The following is a 17961-nucleotide window of genomic DNA, read 5'->3' on the forward strand; positions in this document are numbered from 1 at the left end:
GGGCCTAGATCAACTTCGCCGCCGCTAAGTCGCGCATCAGCGACCGCGCGCCGTAATTCCAGGGCGGGCAGTCCGGCGCATATTTCACGCGATTGACCAGCGCGCCCAGTTTCTCCGACGAGATCGTGACCATGTCGCCGATCTTGTGGGTGAAGCCCTTGCCCGCCTCGCCGCGGTCTTTTGACGGCACGAACATGGTGCCGAGATAGAGTACGATGCCGTCCGGATACTGATGATGCGGCCCCATCGTCGCCGCCACCAGATCTTCCGGCGAGCGGCTGATCTCGGCCATCGAGCTCGAGCCCTCGAGAAAGAAACCGTCCTGCCCTTCGACGGTCAGGTGCACCATGGCCTTCTTCACGTCGGCGATCGAGAAGCTGTCGTCGAACAGACGGATGAACGGCCCGAGGGAAGCGGACGCGTTGTTGTCCTTGGTCTTGCCGAGAAGCAAAGCCGAGCGGCCTTCCATGTCGCGCAGGTTGACGTCGTTGCCGAGCGTCGCGCCGACAATGCGGCCGGAACTGGCGGCGACCACCGCGACTTCCGGCTCGGGATTGTTCCAGGTCGACGCCTCGAGCAGGCCGACGTCGGCGCCGAACCCGACCGACGACAGCGGCTGGCACTTGGTGAACACCTCCGCATCGGGCCCGATGCCGACCTCGAGATATTGCGACCATGCGCCGCGCGCGATCAGCTTGGCCTTGATCGCCATGGCTTCCGGCGAACCGGGCTTGAGCTTGGAGAGGTCTTCGCCGATCAGGCTGTGGATGTCGGCGCGGATGGCGTCGGCCTTGTCGGCCGAGCCACGCGCCTGTTCCTCGATGACGCGCTCGAGCAGGCTGACGACGAAGGTGACGCCGGCCGCCTTGACCGCATGCAGATCGACCGGCGAGAGCAGCCGCACCGCCAGTTCCGACGCATGCGACAGGCTGGCCGCGGTGATGGCATCGATCCCCCCGAGCGGCCTGCCCTTGACGCCGCGAACGTAACCGGCCGGATCGTCCATCTCGCAGATGTCGCGCACCGTTGGAGCATGGGCCGAAGTGATATCGACGATCACGCCTTCGCGCGCCGTGACGACGAGCGGATGCGCGGTGCCGGGAGAATGGGCACGGCCGAGGAACGTGCCGTGCTCCGGCAATTGCATCGAGTGGTTGGGCATGATCGCTTCCTGTCTTGCGCGCTTTTGGTCGGAGCGACTTTAGGTCGGGTCGGCGTTTGGCGCTAGCGCCGCGGGCTCTCGTCATTCATCGGGTGCATGGAGTGCATACCGAATATTGATTTTGTTGCAGCGCCCGGCCTCCTTAAGGTCCGCTCGCCAGATTGAACCAACGGGAGCCCCGATGAGCCAGACCATCACCGAGACCACGGAAACGCTGACGGCCTCCGACGGCTTCAAGCTCCAGGGCTTCCGTGCCCGGCCGACGCAGAACGTGCGCGGCGGGCTCATCATCCTGCAGGAGATTTTCGGCCTTACCGACCAGCTCAAGGGTGTGGTGCGGTCCTATGCGCAGGACGGCTACGACACGATCTGCCCCTGCGTCTATGACCGCGTCGCCCCGGGCACGGTGGTGCCGTTCAGCGAGGCCGAGCGCGGCCGTGACCTGGCTTACAGCCTGGCGCTCGACAAGGTTATCCTCGACATCGCCGCGGCGGCGGCCTGCGTGAAAAACCCGCACGGCGTCTCGGTGCTCGGCTTCTGCTGGGGCGGCGGCGTCGTCATCCGCGCCGCGGCCGAGGTGGAGTTGCGCGGCGCCATCGCCTTCTACGGCACGCGGCTGCCGACCTATCTCGACTGCAAGCCGAAATGCCCGCTGCTGTTCCACTTCGGCAAGACCGACCCGAACTCGACGCCGGAAATCATCGACCAGGTGCTCAAGGCATTCCCGTCGGCGGAGACGCACAACTACGACGCGGGTCACGCCTTCGCCAACGAGGTGCGGCCGGCTTATGTGGAGCAGGCCGCCAAGCTGGCGCGCAGCCGCACGCTCGACTTCCTCGCCAAGGTCCACGCCGCCTGAGCGCCGCCGACTGACGTCGCCAGCGCGTCAGAGCGCGCGGTAGAGCGTCCTGATCTGCTCGCGCAGCCAGACGTGCCTGCGGTCGCTGTCGTAGCGATTGTGCCAGACCATGGTGGTGGCGATACCACCGACATCGATCGGCACCGGCCGCTTGGCGAGCCCGGCGGATTTCTGGAATTCATCGGCGGCCAGCTTGGTGAAGACGCCGATCATGTCGCTGGCGCCAAGCAATTGCGGCACCGCGGTGAAATTCGTCACCGTCATCTGCGCGCGGCGGGCCAGACCGCGCGAGTGCAGCAGATCGTCGAAGATCGCCGTGCGGTCGCCGGTCGCGCTCACCACCAGGTGCGGAAATGACAGCACCGCGTCGATGTCGAAGCGCGCACCGCGCCGCGCGATCGGATGGTCGCGGCGAAACACGCAGAACAGGTGATCCTCCAGCAGGAATTCTGTGCGCAGATGGTTCGGCATCTGGTCGAAGGTGCCGAGCGCCAGATCGGCGCGGTCGTCCTCGAGCAGCGCAAGCGCCTTCTGCCGGTCCGCGGTCTGCACCTGCAACGCCATGTTCGGCGCGACACGCTGTATCCGCGCGAACAGCTTTGGCAGCACGGCAATGCTCAGGCGATCCGGCAAGGTCAGGCGCAACACATCGATCGACACCGAGGGATCGAATGGCGGCTGCTGAGCGAGGCAACTTTCGATCAACGTGATCGACTCGCGCAGCGGCAAGCGAATGGCCTCGGCGCGCGGCGTCAGCACGAAGCCGCCGGGGCCGCGCACCAGAAGGTCGTCGCCCAGCAGCGCGCGCAACCGCTGCAGCGCGTTGCTGACCGCGGGCTGCGAACGGCCGAGGCGCCGGCCGGCGCGCGTCACGTTGCGCTCGCTGACCAGCGCATCGAGCACCTTGAGCAGGTTGAAGTCGAGATTGCTGAGATTCATGGCCGGCGGCCTTCGCTCGAGCATTGGCCCGGTGAATGATGCGAATTGTTATTATCAATTTGGAAAATAAGGAAGGCTTCTCTAAGCTTGCGACATCACAGAACCGGCCCAAGCCGGGCGTGACCAGAGCCGGCGAACCAACGCCGGCCGGAACTCAAAAAACCGTCAGGGAGGAAGACATCATGGCCGTTACCCGCCGCACATTGATCGCCGCGCTGGGCGCCACGCCCATCATCGGGCTATTGCCGCGCGCCGCCTTCGCCGCTTATCCCGACCACGTCATCCACCTCATCGTCCCCTTCGCCGCCGGCGGCAACGCCGACATCGTCGGCCGCCTCATCGGCGATCTGATGGGCAAGAATCTCAAGCAGACCGTGGTGGTCGAGAACCGCGGCGGCGCCGGCGGCGGTGTCGGCGCACAGGCGGTCGCCAAGGCCGATCCCGATGGCTACACGCTGCTGGTCGCCTCCAACGGGCCGATGACCATCAATCCGCTGATGCACACCAATCTCGGCTACGATCCGCAGAAGGATTTCACGGCCGTGGCGCTGACCAGTTACGTGCCGCACGCGCTGATCCTGACCAACAAGATCGAAGCCAGGAACGTGCAGGAGTACGTCGCCGCGTCGAAAAAGACGCCGATGACCATCGGCACCAGCGGCGTTGGCAGTGCGACGCACATGACGCTCGAACGCCTGAAGGCAGCGACCGGCGCCAACATCACGCATGTGCCCTATCGCGGCGGCGGCGCGCTGATGCCCGACTTGATGGCCGGCACGATCAGCGGCGCCATGACCGAGTTCTCGACCGCGCTGCAGATGCACAAGGGCGGCAAAGCCCACATCGTCGGCGTCGCGCTCAACCATCGCTCCAAGCTGGCGCTGGACGTCCCGACTTTCATCGACGGCGGCGTCAAGGATTTCACCGCCGGCAGCTATATCGGCATCGTCGCGCCGGCGAAGACGCCGCCGGCGGTGATCGCGCAACTGCAGAAGGCGATCGCCGACGGCCTCAAGCCGGGCACGCCCGCGGTCACCCGGCTGGAAGAACTTGGCGCCGAGATCGCTACGCCCGCGCAGATGACATCGGCAGGCTTCACCGCGTTCCTCCAGGACGATGCCGCGAACATGAAGAAGGCGGCAGATCTCGCCGGCATCAAGCCGCAATGAGCGGGGTGCTGCCGGCGGGCGCGTGCGATTGCCACTGTCACGTCTTCGGCCCGGCTGCGCGATTCCCGTACGCGGAACCGCGCAGCTACACGCCGGATGATGCGCCGCTCGAAGCCTATCTCGCGCTGCTCGACCGGCTCGGCTTCGACCGCGGCGTGCTGGTGCAACCGTCGGCCTATGGCCGCGACAACACGGCGATGCTGGATGCGCTGACGCGCGAGCCGGCGCGCTTGCGCGGCGTCGCCGTCGGCGGCGCCGAGCTGACGCCCAACATCCTGAAGGAATGGCACACAGCCGGTGTGCGCGGTCTGCGCGCCAACGAATTCCGCCGCGACGGCAAGCCCTATTACCAGAACGGCGTCGGCCTCAAGGATATCGAGCCGCTGTACAAGACGATGGCCGATCTCGGCTGGCATGTTCAGCTCTGGATCGACACCCGCGATCTGCCGGACATGACGGCGGCGCTCAAGCGCATTCCGATGCCGGTGGTGGTCGATCACATGGGCCGGCTCGAATATCATCACGGCACGCATAACCCCGGCTTCCAGGCCCTGGTGCGCGGGGTCGGCGAAGGCCGCCTGTGGTCGAAGCTGTCGGGCACCTACCGGCTCGGCGCCACGCCGCCGGATTATCTCCAAGCCAAACCGTTCCACGACGCGCTGGTCGCGGCCAATCCGGCGAACCTGGTCTGGGGCACCGACTGGCCGCACCCGCGGCCGGAAGGCCCGGTTCCTGACGCAGCGCGCTTGCGCGATGTGTTCCTCGACTGGACGCGCGACCCCGCCAAGCGGCAGGCGATCCTCGTCGACAATCCGGCGCGGCTCTACGATTTTCCGGCGGTCTAGCTACCGCTTCGCGCTGGCGATGACACGATCGACCATCTGCGGCGCCAGCCCGCTGTAGTTGGCCGGATCGGTCATGCGGGTGACGGCGGCTTTGTCGAAGTGCTTGGTCACTTCCGGATCGGCGGCGAGCACCGCGGCGAGCGTACCGCCCCGCTCGTTGACAACACGGCAGGCGGCATAGACCACATCATGGGCCCGCTGGCGGCCGATAAAGGGCGCCATCTGCATCATCACCGCTTCGGCGACGATCAGGCCGTTCGACATGCCGAGGTTCTGCGCCATGCGCTTGTCATCGACGATGAGGCCGCCGAGTGCGAATTTGGCCTGATGCAGCGCGCCGGCGGTGAGCACGAAACTTTCCGGAATCGCGATCCATTCGGCGTGCCACGGACCGGTGGCGCGTTCGAAATCCTGCACCATGGCATCGAGCATCAGGCCGGCGTGCTGACGCACCGCCTTCGATGCCGCCAGCATCAACTCCGACGAGATCGGATTGCGCTTCTGCGGCATGGTCGACGAGGCGCCGCGGCCCTTGACGAAGGGCTCGTAGACTTCAGCGAATTCGGTCGAGGCCATGATCATGATGTCGAGCGCAATCTTGCCGAGCGAGCCGGTCAGCAACGCCAGGAAATTGATGGCCTCAGCGAAACCGTCGCGGGCGACGTGCCAGGTCGAGACCGGCACGCCCAGCTTCAATTCGGCGCACAAGGCCTCCTGCACGGCGAAGCCCTTGTCGCCGAGCGACGCCAGCGTGCCGGCGGCGCCGGCGAATTCACCGACCAGCACGCGCGGCTTCAGCTCTGCCAAACGCGCCGCATGTCGATCGAACATCGCGAGCCAGATCGCCGCCTTGTAACCGAAGGTAATGGGCAGCGCTTGCTGCAGATGGGTGCGTCCGGCCATCGCGGTGTCGCGGTGCTTCTGCGCCAGGCCCGCAAGGATTCCGCGCAGCGCGGCGATGTCGGCGCCGATGAGATCGAGCGCGGCACGCATCTGAAGCACCACCGCCGTGTCCATGATGTCCTGCGTGGTCGCGCCCCAGTGCACGTAGCGCCCGGCCTCGCCGCACTGCTTCGCCAACTGATGCACCACCGGCAGGATCGGATAGCCGACGAGGTCCGTCTCTTCGCGCAGCTTGTCGAGGTCGAACTTTGACGCGTCGGCCCGGGCGGCGATCTCCGCCGCGGCCTCCTTGGGAATGACGCCGACCTTGGCCTCGGCTTGAGCGAGCGCAACCTCGACTTCGACATAGCGGTCGATCAGCGCGCGGTCGGAGAAGACCTCGCGCATCGCAGCAGTGCCGAAGGCGTCGCGGAACAGAATGGAATCGATGACGGTCGAGGAAGCAGCGCCAAGCATGAAACGAGGTCTCCTGTTGCGACGGTTATGTCACAACAGGAAGCGCGCGTCAGCGGGCGGAAAGCTCAGACGCGCCACGGCTCCGCGGGCGGGTCAAGTTCGAGGCCGGTCGCCATCTTGCGCGGCTGCGGCACATAGGCGTCGCCGAGTTGCACCATCGGCCGCGGATTGGCGACGATCGAGCTCAGGCGATCATGCAGCGCCTTGGCCGAGGTCGGCTTGACCAGGAATTCATTGACGCCAGCATGCAAGGCCTGCACCACCGCAGAGCGATGCCCCTGGTTGGTCAGCATGATGATCGGCAGGTTGGGCCGCGGAAACACGCCGGGCGAGCGCACGATGCGCACCACTTCCATGCCATTGAGCAGCGGCATATCCCAGTCCAGCAGCATGACGTCGGGGTCGCTGTTGCGGATCTGCTCGAGAGCCGCCAGGCCGTCGGCGGCTTCGATCACCGACTTGGCGCCGAGATTGATCAGCATCATGCGCGTAACCTTGCGCATGTAGGCGTTGCCATCCACGACAAGGATGTTGAGCCCTTGGATCATGGATTCAAGTGGACTTTTATTCATGGACGCGCACTGACCCTTCCCAGTGCGGACGACGCTACCGGCAAACCTCTGTCATTTTGCTAAGAGCTATCGTTCAAATTGTCGTAATTCGAAACCCGCGGGGTGGTAACGCGGCGTTTAGCTTACCAGATTGCTTGCAGCAGGCGTTGCTACACGATCTTCCCGGTCACCAAATGGGATATTGCGCATGAAACAGCCCGGCCCCGAACACCCGATCACGATTTCGCCCGAAGCGCAGCGCGTGCGCATCCAGTTTGGCGGCAAGACCGTCGCCGACACGACGCGCGCGTTGACGCTCAAGGAAGCGAGTTATCCGGCTGTTTACTATGTTCCGCGCGCCGATGCCGACATGAGCCTGCTGACGCGCACGGCACACAGCACGCATTGTCCTTACAAGGGCGACGCCAGTTATTTCACGATTTCGGGTGACGGCCGCGCCGCAGAGAACGCGGTGTGGAGTTATGAAACACCCTTCCCGGCGGTCGCCGAGATCAAGGATCATCTCGCGTTCTATCCGAACAAGGTGGATGAGATAAAGGTGGGGTGAGGGCCGTCGATCTCGCAGGCCGGCAACAAGAATGCCGTTCGCCCCCGCAAAAGCGGGGGCCATCTTTCTTACAACGATTTTGGCAAACTGGGTCCCCGCTTTCGCGGGGACGAACGGATGTATGCGCCGCCTCAGAGGGACGGCACCAGCCTCAATGCATCTGCGGGCCCTTGAGAAACTTGTTGCGGTCGGATGAATTCACCCGCACGTCGAATGTTACGCCGTCGCGATGCAGTGTCAGCGGCACTTCGACGCCGGCATTCCCCAGCGCCCAGATGCTTCGATAGAGGTCGGGCAGCGTCGTAACCTTCTGTCCCGCGACGGCGACGATCATGTCGCCGGTCTTGATCTCGGCGCGCGCGGCCGGGCCCTTGCTGGCAACGCCTACGGTGACCAGGCGGTCCTCGATCTCGGTGGTGAAGATACCGAGCCACGGCCGCACCGGCCGGTTGACGCGGCCGTATTTGGTCAGGTCGTCGAGCACCGGTTTCAAAAGATCGATCGGGATCATCATGTTGAGATGCTCACTGCGCGAGTCTTCGCCGTCGGCGGCGCGCTCGATCTGCAGCGAGCCGAGACCGACGAGTTCGCCGCGCGACGAGATCAACCCGGTGCCGCCCCAATGCGGATGCGCCGGATAGGTGAAAATCGCCTCCTCCAGCAGATACTCCCAGTAGCCGGCGAACTCCTGCTTGGCCGCGACGCGGCCGGCCAGCGAATGGGTGCGCCCGCCGGCGCCGCCCACCACGATGCGTTCGCCGATATCGACGTCGGCGGACGAGCCGAGATCAAGGCTCGGCAGGCCCGGCCGGCCGAGGACCTGCACCAGGCCGAAGCCGGTCTCCGCATCGACGCCCAAGGCATGGCCCTGCATCGAGCGGCCGTCCGACAGTTGCAGCCAGATCGACTCGGCTTCCGTGATGAGATAGCCGACGGTGAGCACCAACCCGTCGCCGATCAGCACGCCGTTGCCGGCGCGCTCGATGCCAAGCGTATCGGCGGTGAAGGCGTCATTAGGCACGATCGAGTGCAGGCCGACGATCGACGACAAGGCGCGGTCGAGATCGTAGGAATAGTCCGCGGGGCGCGGTTGCGCGGTCTGGGGTACTTTCCATTCAGCCAGCGAAGCCATCGGTGCCGTTCCTTTGTCTTCGTCACAGATAGTGTCGATGATAGCCGCCGCCATAGGCCGCCGAAACCGCAAATTGCGGCCGCGTGCATGGCTTGAATGCCGGGGCTTGACCGGACCATCCTCGATGCCTTTGTAAGGTTGAGCCAGCCACCGGCGCCGCGCCCGCGGCACGTTTCACGAACGCCGGATCGGATCCGGGCAAAACGAGAGCCACATGACCGCCCTTTCCGTGCTTGATCTGTCTCCGGTATCGGCCGGTTCGAGCGGCGCCCAGGCGCTGCGCAATTCCATCGACCTGGCAGAGCTTGCCGACAGGCTCGGCTATATCCGCTACTGGGTGGCCGAACACCACAACATGCCGATGATCGCCTCGTCGGCGCCCGATATCATGATCGGCCAGATTGCCGCGGCTACCCATCGCATTCGCGTCGGTTCCGGCGGGGTGATGCTGCCCAATCACGCGCCATTGACGGTGGCGGAACGTTTCAAGGTTCTCGAGGCGCTGTTCCCCGACCGCATCGACCTTGGGCTCGGCCGGGCGCCGGGCACCGACCAGGTCACCTCCTACATGCTGCGGCGGCGACAAGGTGTCAGCGAGGAAGACGACTTCCTTGACCGTTTCTCCGAGCTGATGGCGCTGGAGACCGGGCAGTTTCCGGCGGATCACCCGTTCCGAAACGTGCGCGCCATGCCCGACGACGTGAAGCTGCCGCCGATCTTCCTGCTCGGTTCGTCCGATTACAGCGCGCAACTGGCCGGCCAGATCGGCGCGGCATTCGCCTTCGCCCATCACTTCGCGACCTTTCCGGCCGACGAAGCGATGCGCATCTATCGCGCGAGCTTCAAGCCTTCGGTCTCGCACGACAAGCCTTATGCCATCCTCGGCACACATGTCGTCTGCGCGGACACCGACGAGGAGGCCGACCGCCTCACCTCCACCGTCGATCTCAATTTCACCCGCCGCAACAAGGGCGAGTTCCTGCCGCTGGCTTCGCCGGAAGAGGCGACAGCCTATCAGTACTCGCCGGCCGAGCGGGCCCGCGTCGCGCAGAACCGCGTGAAGCTGTCGGTGGGCTCGCCCACGACGGTGAAGGCCAGGCTCGACTCGTTGATCGCGGAAACGCAAGCCGACGAGGTCATGATCACGACCATGATCTACGACCACCAGGCCCGCAAACATTCATACGAGCTCGTCGCGCCGCTGTTTATCTGACGCTCGCGAAGCGCCGGCCATGGTGCTAAAACCGGCGCCAACGCAAAGCACATATGACGGGAGCCTGCCTTGGGCACGAAGCTGACACTGACGACCAGCGACAAACACACGCTCGGCGCTTATCGCGCCGATCCGGCCGGCAAGCCGAAAGGCGGCATCGTCGTCATCCAGGAAATCTTCGGCGTCAATCATCACATCCGCAACGTCTGCGACCGTCTCGCCGCCAATGGCTACACGGCGATCGCGCCGGCGGTGTTCGACCGCTTCGTGCGCGATTTCGAATGCGGCTATACGCCCGATGAGATCGCGCATGCGCGCAGCTATCTCGGCAACCTCAACTGGGATCACATGATCCTCGACATGGCGGCGGCGCAGGCCAACATCCGCAGCGTCGGCGCCTTGGGTGTCATCGGCTTCTGCATGGGCGGCACCGCCTCATTCCTCGCCGCCTGCCGCATTCCGGGCTTTGCCGCCGGCGTGTCGTTTTATGGCGGCGGCATCGGCAAGTTCGCCGACGAGAAGCCGAAGTGTCCGATGCAGATGCATTTCGGCGAAGCCGACGACGGCATTCCGATGACCGTGGTCGAGGAGATCAAGCAGAAGCAGCGCCCGGCCGAGATCTACACCTACCCGGCCGCGCCGCACGGCTTCGCCTGCGACGAGCGCGCCTCGTTCCGGCAGGATGCCTCGGACCTCGCCTGGAAGCGCACCTACGAATTCTTTGCCAAGCATCTGTCGTAGACGACGCGGAGTCGCGTCAAAAATGCCCGGCGCAACGCCGGGCATTTTTTATGGTGCAGGTTTCGTGGCGTTGCGCGACGGAATGCTCATCGCGGCGACACCGACGATGACACAGACCAGGCCGATCCACGCCGTCGAGGTCGGCTGTTCGCCGAGGAAGACCACGCCGATCATCACGCCGATCGGCACTCTTACGTAAGCCTGCGCGGTAGTGCCGACCGACCCCAGCGTCTCCAGCAGGCGGAAGTAGATGGTGAAGGCGAGCGCTGTGGAGACAACTGACAGGCCAAGCAAGGCCAGCACCGATGTGCTCGACGGATGCAGCGTCCACGGCTGGTCGAACAGCAGGCTCGCCGGCACCAGGATGATGGCGCCGCAGATCAACGAACCTGCGGCCGGCATGATCGGATCGAGGCCCTTGAAGCGACGGCCGAAGATTGCGGCACCGGCGTAACACACGGTCGCGGCGACGACCGCAAGCTGCGCCGTGAGATCGCGGCCGAGGCCGTCGAGCGCTTCGACGCCGACAATCAAACAAGTGCCGGCGAGGCCGGCGACGACACCGACGAGCTTACGCGCGGTCACCGCCTCATGGCGCGTAATCGCGGCGGTGAGCAGAAAGGTGAAGATCGGCGACGTCGAATTGAGAATGACGGCCAGGCCGGCATCGATGCTGCGCTCGGCCCAGGCGAGCAGCGTAAAGGGGATGGCGCTGTTGAGGCAGGCCTGAAACATGAACCATCGCCATGTCCGGCCGTCGCGCGGCAAGTGGAGGCCGCGCCAGCGGATCACTGCGAGCAGGAGCGCGCCGGCGATGAAGGTGCGCGCAGCGATCAGGGTGATCGGCGGGATGGTGGCGACGCCGAGTTTGATGAAAGTGTAGGAAGCGCCCCATACGGTGGCGAGCACCGCCAGCATCGCGAGTTCGAAGGCGAGGTGAGATTTCGCGGCGGTCGTAGTGGCGGTCATGGCGCGATCTTACGGCGCCAGTCGCGCCGGATGGTTCGGCCCTGGCCGAAGCGTCGGGCGGCGCCCTAGAACCAGCGTTCCTTGACGACGATGGTGTCGCCAGGCTGCAACGGATAGCTCAGCGGCACATCGCCGCGCATGCGCTGCGTGGTCGAATTGCGCGTCAGCTCGACCGTCTTCTTCGAGGCTCGGGCGCTGAAGCCGCCGGCGATCGCAACTGCGGTCTCGACCGTCATGTTGGCGACGTAAGGATACTGGCCCGGCGTGGTGACCTCGCCGAGGATGAAGAACGGCCGGTAGGTCTCGACCTCGACCGTGACATGAGGCTCGCGCACATAGCCTTGGCGCAACCGGTCGGCGATCGACTTGGCGAGTTGCTGTGTGCTGGTGCCGCGCGCCGGCACCGTGCCGATCAGCGGCAGGTTGACGTTGCCGCCGGCATCGACGGTGTAGCTATTTGTTATTCCGTCCTGGCCGAACACGACCACGCGAAGCCGGTCGCCGGAATCGAGCGTATAGGCTGGCGCCGTGGGTGAAACGGCGGCGTAGCCGTAATTCGCCGGCGGAACGTAAGGACCGCCGCGCGGGGCGGAAGCTTGCGCCGCCGTGGCGGGCGGCGGTGTGTATTGCGCGACGTAAGGTTGCTGCACCGCGGGCTGCGGTTGCGCATAGGTGACGGTTGCCGTGCGCGAGCGCGAATTGAACAGTCCGCGGCCGGTCGAGGCGCCCCTTGGCTGCGCCGGCGCGGCGTAAGCTTGCGCGGCTTGCGGCGGCGCGTAGCTCGGCTGGGCGTAAGCCCCCTGGCCATAGGGCGTCGGCGTATAGGCCTGCTGCGCATAAGCCGGCGAGGTCGAGTACAGGCTGCGCGATGGCAATGGCGCCTGGGCGACCTGCGCACCGTAGGGCTGCGCGTAGCCTTGCTGAGCATAAGTCGGCCCGGCCTGCGCCATCTGCTGTTGCTGCGTGATCACCGGCACCGGCTGCCCGGTCTGCGGATCCATGATGTAATAGGTCTGGGCGGTTTTACGCGCGCAGCCGGCGGCCGCGAGAGCGACCATCAACACCAGGAAAAATCGGGCATTCCGCATCAAAAGCGAATCCGGGCCAAGACGGAAATCGGAGCCCGATTAGCGCTTTATATGGTTAAGAATCTCTAACCGCGGTCTGCCCGCCGCCTGGAGGCGACGGGCAGTAACCTCAGGCTGTCGCGGAAGCGGCTGCTTTGACCCCGGTGCCGACCGGGCAGGACACGCCGGTCCCGCCCAAGCCACAGTAACCATAGGGGTTTTTGGCCAGATACTGCTGGTGGTAGTCCTCGGCGAAGTAGAACGGCGGAGCGTCGACGATCTCGGTCGTGATCGCCTTGTAGCCCTGCTTCTTCAGTTCCTTCTCATACATGGCCTTGGAAGCCTCGGCGGCAGCCTTCTGCTCGGGGCTGTAGGTGTAGATGCCGGAGCGATACTGGGTGCCGATGTCGTTGCCTTGGCGCATGCCCTGGGTTGGATCATGGCTCTCAAAGAAGGTCTTGAGCAGGCTCTCGTAGCTCACCTTCTTCGGGTCATAGACCACCAGGACCACCTCGTTGTGGCCGGTCCGGCCCGAGCACACCTCTTCATAGGTCGGGTTCGGCGTGACGCCGCCGGCATACCCGACCGCGGTGACATAGACGCCGTCGCCCAGCTCCCAGAACTTGCGCTCCGCGCCCCAGAAGCAGCCGAGGCCGAACAGCGCCTTTTCGCTGCCCGCCGGATAAGGCCCTTTCAGCGGGTGGTGATTGACGAAATGGGCATCCGCCGTGGGGATCTCATGGGCGCGACCCGGCAGCGCCTCATCCTTGGTCGGCAAGGAAATCTTTTTGAATCCGAACATGGCTTGGTTCTCCCGCAATTTGATGAGCCCAATATAAGCATTCGTCCGCCTTCCCGGTACCGGAGGGCGATCACGACCAGGCCAGCTGCGAGTGAATGAGGTGACCCCGGTCCTCCGGGGAGATCAGCGCGCGTACCCGATCATCGGGCATACCCGATCAAAGGCCGCCGCGGCCGGCCGAGCAGCAGGAACAGGATCGCCACCACGCCGAGCACCGCCCAGGCCGGCCAAGACAGCAGCGTCACAGTGACCGGATCCCAGAGCACGCCATTGGCATAAGGCAAAACCAGCGGTTTGACCGCCGAGAGGCTCTTGGCGTTGAACAGAGTCCAGAGGTCGCCGACGCTGGTCAGAAAAAGCCGGTTGCCGGCAATCGATTTGGTGCCGTCATAGATCACCAGAACGAAAGCGGCGGCCAAACCGAACAAACCGAGCGCGCGCAGCAAAAAACGGATCATGAGACCAACGTGTCGGCACAAAACGGCGGAATTCCGTTCCCAGTAGCCTGCGCCGGGCCGTCCATCAACCCTCCCCCGATCCTGCTCCGGCCTACGCCGGGCCTAGCCGTGCAATGCGGGATGGGCGCCTTGCCAGTCCCTTGCCTTGAGTATCGCCCACCCCTTCCGGTAGAGGTTGAAGGAACAGCTTGGCCGCGGACGCCTCCGGGGAAGAAAAGCTGCAAGAAAAACTTGTCCCCATGGAGTGAAAATGGCCAAACGCCCGCGCCCGACCTTCACCGATCAGGAAGCCCTGAATTTCCACTCGACCGGCCGCCCTGGCAAGCTGGAGGTCATCGCCACCAAGCCGATGGCAACCCAGCGCGACCTGTCGCTCGCCTACTCCCCCGGCGTCGCCGTCCCGGTGCTGGCGATCGCGGCCGATCCGGCCAAGGCCTATGAACTCACCACCAAGGGTAATTTCGTCGCCGTCATCACCAACGGCACCGCGATTCTCGGCCTCGGCAACCGCGGCGCGCTGGCCGCCAAGCCGGTGATGGAAGGCAAGGCGGTGTTGTTCAAACGCTTTGCCGACATCGACTCGATCGACCTGGAAGTTTCGACCGAAGACCCGGACGCCTTCATCAACTGCGTCAAATATCTCGGCGCCGGCTGGGGCGGCATCAACCTCGAGGACATCAAGGCGCCCGAGTGTTTCATCATCGAGCAGAAGCTGCGCGAGGTGATGGACATTCCGGTGTTCCACGACGACCAGCATGGCACGGCCATCATCTCCGCCGCAGGTCTTATGAACGCGCTGGAAATGACCGGCCGCGACATCAAGAACACCAAGTTGGTCTGCAACGGCGCCGGCGCCGCCGGCATCGCCTGCCTCGAACTGCTGCGCGCCATCGGCTTTCCGCCGAACAACCTCATTCTCTGCGACACCAAAGGCGTCATCTATGAGGGCCGCACCGACGGCATGAACCAGTGGAAGTCGGGTTATGCGGTGAAGACCGATGCCCGCACGCTGGAAGACGCGCTGAAAGGCGCCGACGTGTTTTACGGCTTGTCGGCCAAGGGCGCGGTCACCAAGGAAATGGTCCGGTCGATGGCGCCCAAGCCCATCATCTTCGCCATGGCCAATCCGGATCCGGAAATCACCGCGGAGGAAGTCGCCGAGGTCCGCGACGACGCCATCATGGCGACCGGCCGCTCGGACTACCCGAACCAGATCAACAACGTGCTCGGCTTCCCCTTCATCTTCCGGGGCGCGCTCGACGTGCGCGCCTCGACCATCAACATGGAAATGAAGATCGCTGCGGCCAAGGCTCTGGCGGCGCTCGCGCGCGAGGACGTGCCTGACGAAGTGGCGGCGACCTATGGCGGCCGGCTCAAGTTCGGACCGGAATACATCATTCCGACACCGTTCGATCCGCGGCTGATGTCCTACGTGCCGCCCGCGGTGGCGAAGGCGGCGATGGACACCGGCGTCGCACGCAAGCCGATCGAAGACATGGAGGCCTACAAGCATCAACTCAGCGCCCGCCGCGACCCCATCGCCGGCACGCTGCAGCAGGTCTATTCGCGGCTGCGCCGGGCGCCGAAGCGCGTCGTTTTTGCCGAAGGCGAAGAGGAGCAGGTCATCCGCGCCGCCGCGTCGTTCGTCGCACAGGGCCTGGGCACCGCGCTGCTGGTCGGCCGCGAAGACCGCGTCAAGGAAACCGCGAAAGAGGCTGGCATCGAACTCGGCAACGGTATCGAGGTGATCAATGCGGCGCTGTCGAAGCGCAATGGCGTCTACCTCAACTATCTGTACGAGCGCCTGCAGCGTCGCGGCTACCTGCTGCGCGACTGCCAGCGATTGGTGAATACCGACCGCAACCATTTCGCCGCGCTGATGGTGGCAAATGGTGACGCGGACGCCATGGTGGCCGGCGTGACGCGCAATTTCTCGGTGGCGCTGGAAGACGTGCGCCGGGTCATCGATCCCAAGCCGGGCCACCGCGTCATCGGCATCTCGCTGGTGGTGACTCGCGGCCGCACCGTGCTCGTGGCCGACACTGCGATCACGGAATTGCCGACCGGTGAGGAACTGGCGGACATTGCAATCGAAGCGGCGGGCGTCGCCAAGCGGCTCGGCTACGTGCCGCGCGTCGGCATGCTGGCGTTCTCCACTTTCGGCCACCCTGCCGGCGAGCGTTCGGAAAAGGTGATTGAAGCGGTCAAGATCCTCGATCACCGCCGCGTCGACTTTGAGTACGAAGGCGACATGGCTGCCGACGTCGCGCTCAATCCCGAACTCGCCACCGCCTATCCGTTCAATCGTCTGTCGGGGCCGGCCAATGTGCTGGTCATGCCGGCGTTTCACTCGGCGTCGATCTCGACCAAGATGCTGCAGGAACTCGGCGGCGCCACGGTGATCGGGCCGCTGCTGGTCGGCCTCGACCGTTCGGTGCAACTGGTGCAGCTCGGCGCCAAGGACACTCAGATCGTCAATATGGCGGCGATCGCCGCCTTCAATATCAGCGGCTAAGGATCTTTATCGATGTCCAATACGACTCTGTCCGGCGTCATTGCCGCCATCGCCACTCCCATCGACGACAACCAGGCGCCGGATATACCGCACGCCATGAAGCTCGCCCGCTGGGAGCTCGATAATGGCTGTGACGGGCTCAACGTGCTCGGTTCGACCGGCGAGGCGACTTCGTTCTCGGTCGAAGAGCGCAAGGCGGTGATGACTGCCTACAAGACGAATGGCCTGCCGATGTCGCGGCTGATGGTCGGTACCGGCGCGGCTTCGGTTGCCGACGCCATTGCGCTGACCCGTCACGCTGCCGAGCTCGGCTTCGCCGGCGCCCTGGTGCTACCGCCGTTCTACTACAAAGGCGTGCCGGACGATGGCCTGGTCGCCTATATCGGCGCCCTCGTCGAAGCTACCGCCGCCCAGAAGCTGCCGATCTATTTATATCACTATCCGCAGCTGTCCGGCGTTCCGTGGCATGTCGAGCTCATCAAACGCCTGCGTCAGAGCTTCCCCGGCCGCATCGTCGGCCTGAAGGATTCATCGGGCGACATGGCTTATGCGCGTTCGGTCGCGGCAATCGACAAGGACTTCGCCACCTTCCCGTCCACCGAGGCCTGCCTGATCGAGGCGCGCGGCGGCCAGTTCGCCGGCTGCATCTCGGCGACCGCAAACGTCAACGCGGATCTGTGTCAGCGCGCCTGGAAGACCGGCGATACGACGGCCCATGACGCCGCCGTAGCCATCCGTAAGCTGTTCGAAGGCCGGCCGCTGGTGCCCGGCGTCAAGACGCTGCTCGGCCATATCCATAGCGACCCGGCGCTTGCCCGGGTCCGGCCGCCCTTTGCCGCGGTCTCGGCGGCTGATCGCGCCGCGATTACCGGTGGCTACGACGCGATCCGGGCCAAAAAGGTCGCTTAAAGCTCGGAAAAGCCGGTGATTCTTCGGGCGTTGACGCCCGGGCACAGGCCAACTATAAGCCACGCGCAGTTGGGGCCGGGTTTCGGCCCCGCTTATTCTTGGACAGACCGGTTGGTGCCCGCGGATCAAGTCGGCCGCATGCGACCAGTCGCCCATTACAGATCGAACGAGATTTAGATGGCCAACACGAAATCCGCCCGCAAGGCGACCCGCAAGATTGCGCGCCGCACGGCGATCAACAAGTCGCGCCGCACGACGCTGCGCAACTCGGTCCGCAAGGTCGAAGAAGCGATCACCTCCGGCGACCACACCGCGGCTGTTGCGGCGTTCAAGGCGGCAGAGCCTGCGATCATGCGCGCGGCGCAACGCGGCACCGTTCACAAGAACACCGCCAGCCGCAAAGTGTCGCGTCTGTCGCACAGCATCGCCAAGCTCGCTAAGTAATTCCTGCGGCTTACATCGATGATCCGCCGAGCATGCTCGGCGGATTTTCATTTCGGTGCCGTGTGCGATTGCGAACACGATCGCTGCCCGCTCCAGGGCGACCGGTTGTTCGCGTACGCAAAATTGTTTGGCGCCTTTTCTGAAATTCACCGACAATACCGGACGCTGCGCGCGCACGACGCGCCGGCGAACGCATGGTTTCGCGAAACTGTCACTGGCTTGTCAGGCAGTTATGGGCGTCAAGCATTTTCAGCGCTTG

General features: G+C 64.7%; 18 protein-coding genes. 9 read left to right on the plus strand and 9 right to left on the minus strand.

The features are described from left to right. Positions 1-4 precede the first annotated feature (4 nt). On the minus strand, positions 5-1162 hold the full coding sequence (locus ASD45_RS16780) for a fumarylacetoacetate hydrolase family protein (RefSeq protein WP_056912856.1): 1158 nt from the start codon (positions 1160-1162) through the stop codon (positions 5-7). A 181-nt stretch (positions 1163-1343) separates the two neighbouring features. Between ASD45_RS16780 and ASD45_RS16785 the strand changes: the two genes are divergently transcribed. Continuing rightward, positions 1344-2021 (plus strand): dienelactone hydrolase family protein, encoded by a 678-nt coding sequence (locus ASD45_RS16785; RefSeq protein ID WP_056912857.1) that lies wholly within the window; start codon positions 1344-1346, stop codon positions 2019-2021. Positions 2022-2048: 27 nt separating this feature from the next. Here ASD45_RS16785 and ASD45_RS16790 read toward each other — a convergent pair whose 3' ends face one another. Then, the gene (locus ASD45_RS16790) at positions 2049-2960 is read right to left on the minus strand and encodes a LysR family transcriptional regulator (protein ID WP_162249455.1); all 912 of its coding nucleotides are present in this window, start codon (positions 2958-2960) and stop codon (positions 2049-2051) included. Between the two features lie 182 nt (positions 2961-3142). On the opposite strand from ASD45_RS16790, the gene ASD45_RS16795 reads away from it, so the two are divergent. Next, positions 3143-4129: a tripartite tricarboxylate transporter substrate binding protein gene (locus tag ASD45_RS16795; protein ID WP_056912859.1), complete on the plus strand. Its 987-nt coding sequence runs from the start codon at positions 3143-3145 to the stop codon at positions 4127-4129. Continuing rightward, positions 4126-4974 carry an amidohydrolase family protein gene (locus tag ASD45_RS16800; RefSeq protein ID WP_082540990.1) on the plus strand — a complete coding sequence of 283 codons (849 nt, stop codon included), beginning with the start codon at positions 4126-4128 and terminating at the stop codon, positions 4972-4974. Before ASD45_RS16795 ends, ASD45_RS16800 begins: the two co-directional genes overlap by 4 nt. Here ASD45_RS16800 and pcaB read toward each other — a convergent pair whose 3' ends face one another. Beyond that, positions 4975-6333 carry a 3-carboxy-cis,cis-muconate cycloisomerase gene (gene pcaB / locus ASD45_RS16805; protein WP_056912861.1) on the minus strand — a complete coding sequence of 453 codons (1359 nt, stop codon included), beginning with the start codon at positions 6331-6333 and terminating at the stop codon, positions 4975-4977. It abuts the gene before it with no gap. Between the two features lie 65 nt (positions 6334-6398). Further along, positions 6399-6905, minus strand: coding sequence for a response regulator (locus ASD45_RS16810; RefSeq protein WP_082540991.1), 507 nt, complete (start codon positions 6903-6905; stop codon positions 6399-6401). A gap of 187 nt (positions 6906-7092) precedes the next feature. Here ASD45_RS16810 and ASD45_RS16815 point away from each other — a divergent pair, with 187 nt between their 5' ends. Further along, a complete protein-coding gene (locus tag ASD45_RS16815; protein ID WP_056912863.1) occupies positions 7093-7452 on the plus strand; it encodes a DUF427 domain-containing protein in 360 nt (119 codons plus the stop codon). A 151-nt stretch (positions 7453-7603) separates the two neighbouring features. Here ASD45_RS16815 and ASD45_RS16820 read toward each other — a convergent pair whose 3' ends face one another. Further along, positions 7604-8584: a S1C family serine protease gene (locus tag ASD45_RS16820; RefSeq protein WP_056913558.1), complete on the minus strand. Its 981-nt coding sequence runs from the start codon at positions 8582-8584 to the stop codon at positions 7604-7606. 214 nt (positions 8585-8798) lie between these two features. Here ASD45_RS16820 and ASD45_RS16825 point away from each other — a divergent pair, with 214 nt between their 5' ends. Both ASD45_RS16825 and ASD45_RS16830 read left to right on the plus strand, forming a co-directional pair. After that, a complete protein-coding gene (locus tag ASD45_RS16825) occupies positions 8799-9797 on the plus strand; it encodes an LLM class flavin-dependent oxidoreductase (RefSeq protein ID WP_056912864.1) in 999 nt (332 codons plus the stop codon). Positions 9798-9866: 69 nt separating this feature from the next. Further along, on the plus strand, positions 9867-10538 hold the full coding sequence (locus tag ASD45_RS16830; RefSeq protein ID WP_056912865.1) for a dienelactone hydrolase family protein: 672 nt from the start codon (positions 9867-9869) through the stop codon (positions 10536-10538). Between the two features lie 48 nt (positions 10539-10586). Here the strand turns inward: ASD45_RS16830 and ASD45_RS16835 are convergent, their stop codons facing one another. The 4 genes from ASD45_RS16835 to ASD45_RS16850 all read right to left on the minus strand — a co-directional run bounded on the left by ASD45_RS16835 (position 10587) and on the right by ASD45_RS16850 (position 13834). After that, on the minus strand, positions 10587-11507 hold the full coding sequence (locus ASD45_RS16835; RefSeq protein WP_056912866.1) for an EamA family transporter: 921 nt from the start codon (positions 11505-11507) through the stop codon (positions 10587-10589). A 65-nt stretch (positions 11508-11572) separates the two neighbouring features. After that, positions 11573-12214 (minus strand): polysaccharide biosynthesis/export family protein, encoded by a 642-nt coding sequence (locus tag ASD45_RS16840; protein WP_244485556.1) that lies wholly within the window; start codon positions 12212-12214, stop codon positions 11573-11575. 490 nt (positions 12215-12704) lie between these two features. Further along, complete coding sequence (msrA, locus tag ASD45_RS16845; protein ID WP_056912868.1) at positions 12705-13376, minus strand: peptide-methionine (S)-S-oxide reductase MsrA; 672 nt, start codon at positions 13374-13376, stop codon at positions 12705-12707. Positions 13377-13516: 140 nt separating this feature from the next. Continuing rightward, entirely contained in the window at positions 13517-13834 is a 318-nt protein-coding gene (locus ASD45_RS16850; protein WP_056912869.1) for a hypothetical protein, read from the minus strand. Between the two features lie 250 nt (positions 13835-14084). Here ASD45_RS16850 and ASD45_RS16855 point away from each other — a divergent pair, with 250 nt between their 5' ends. From ASD45_RS16855 to rpsT, 3 genes are all read left to right on the plus strand, one after another. Further along, positions 14085-16349, plus strand: a complete 2265-nt coding sequence (locus ASD45_RS16855) for an NADP-dependent malic enzyme (RefSeq protein ID WP_056912870.1) — start codon at positions 14085-14087, stop codon at positions 16347-16349. Between the two features lie 12 nt (positions 16350-16361). Continuing rightward, positions 16362-17258: a dihydrodipicolinate synthase family protein gene (locus ASD45_RS16860; protein WP_056912871.1), complete on the plus strand. Its 897-nt coding sequence runs from the start codon at positions 16362-16364 to the stop codon at positions 17256-17258. Between the two features lie 177 nt (positions 17259-17435). Then, positions 17436-17702, plus strand: coding sequence for a 30S ribosomal protein S20 (rpsT, locus tag ASD45_RS16865; protein ID WP_056912872.1), 267 nt, complete (start codon positions 17436-17438; stop codon positions 17700-17702). Positions 17703-17961: the final 259 nt, after the last annotated feature.

This window comes from Pseudolabrys sp. Root1462, from assembly GCF_001426945.1.
Taxonomy (GTDB): Bacteria; Pseudomonadota; Alphaproteobacteria; order Rhizobiales; family Xanthobacteraceae; genus Pseudolabrys.

What these genes read in the sequence shown, in the direction of transcription:
- ASD45_RS16780 (WP_056912856.1), bottom strand. Translation starts at nt 1,162, where the DNA reads ATGCCCAACCACTCGATGCAATTGCCGGAGCACGGCACGTTCCTCGGC.
- ASD45_RS16785 (WP_056912857.1), top strand. Translation starts at nt 1,344, where the DNA reads ATGAGCCAGACCATCACCGAGACCACGGAAACGCTGACGGCCTCCGAC.
- ASD45_RS16790 (WP_162249455.1), bottom strand. Translation starts at nt 2,960, where the DNA reads ATGAATCTCAGCAATCTCGACTTCAACCTGCTCAAGGTGCTCGATGCG.
- ASD45_RS16795 (WP_056912859.1), top strand. Translation starts at nt 3,143, where the DNA reads ATGGCCGTTACCCGCCGCACATTGATCGCCGCGCTGGGCGCCACGCCC.
- ASD45_RS16800 (WP_082540990.1), top strand. Translation starts at nt 4,126, where the DNA reads ATGAGCGGGGTGCTGCCGGCGGGCGCGTGCGATTGCCACTGTCACGTC.
- pcaB (WP_056912861.1), bottom strand. Translation starts at nt 6,333, where the DNA reads ATGCTTGGCGCTGCTTCCTCGACCGTCATCGATTCCATTCTGTTCCGC.
- ASD45_RS16810 (WP_082540991.1), bottom strand. Translation starts at nt 6,905, where the DNA reads ATGAATAAAAGTCCACTTGAATCCATGATCCAAGGGCTCAACATCCTT.
- ASD45_RS16815 (WP_056912863.1), top strand. Translation starts at nt 7,093, where the DNA reads ATGAAACAGCCCGGCCCCGAACACCCGATCACGATTTCGCCCGAAGCG.
- ASD45_RS16820 (WP_056913558.1), bottom strand. Translation starts at nt 8,584, where the DNA reads ATGGCTTCGCTGGCTGAATGGAAAGTACCCCAGACCGCGCAACCGCGC.
- ASD45_RS16825 (WP_056912864.1), top strand. Translation starts at nt 8,799, where the DNA reads ATGACCGCCCTTTCCGTGCTTGATCTGTCTCCGGTATCGGCCGGTTCG.
- ASD45_RS16835 (WP_056912866.1), bottom strand. Translation starts at nt 11,507, where the DNA reads ATGACCGCCACTACGACCGCCGCGAAATCTCACCTCGCCTTCGAACTC.
- msrA (WP_056912868.1), bottom strand. Translation starts at nt 13,376, where the DNA reads ATGTTCGGATTCAAAAAGATTTCCTTGCCGACCAAGGATGAGGCGCTG.
- ASD45_RS16850 (WP_056912869.1), bottom strand. Translation starts at nt 13,834, where the DNA reads ATGATCCGTTTTTTGCTGCGCGCGCTCGGTTTGTTCGGTTTGGCCGCC.
- ASD45_RS16855 (WP_056912870.1), top strand. Translation starts at nt 14,085, where the DNA reads ATGGCCAAACGCCCGCGCCCGACCTTCACCGATCAGGAAGCCCTGAAT.
- ASD45_RS16860 (WP_056912871.1), top strand. Translation starts at nt 16,362, where the DNA reads ATGTCCAATACGACTCTGTCCGGCGTCATTGCCGCCATCGCCACTCCC.
- rpsT (WP_056912872.1), top strand. Translation starts at nt 17,436, where the DNA reads ATGGCCAACACGAAATCCGCCCGCAAGGCGACCCGCAAGATTGCGCGC.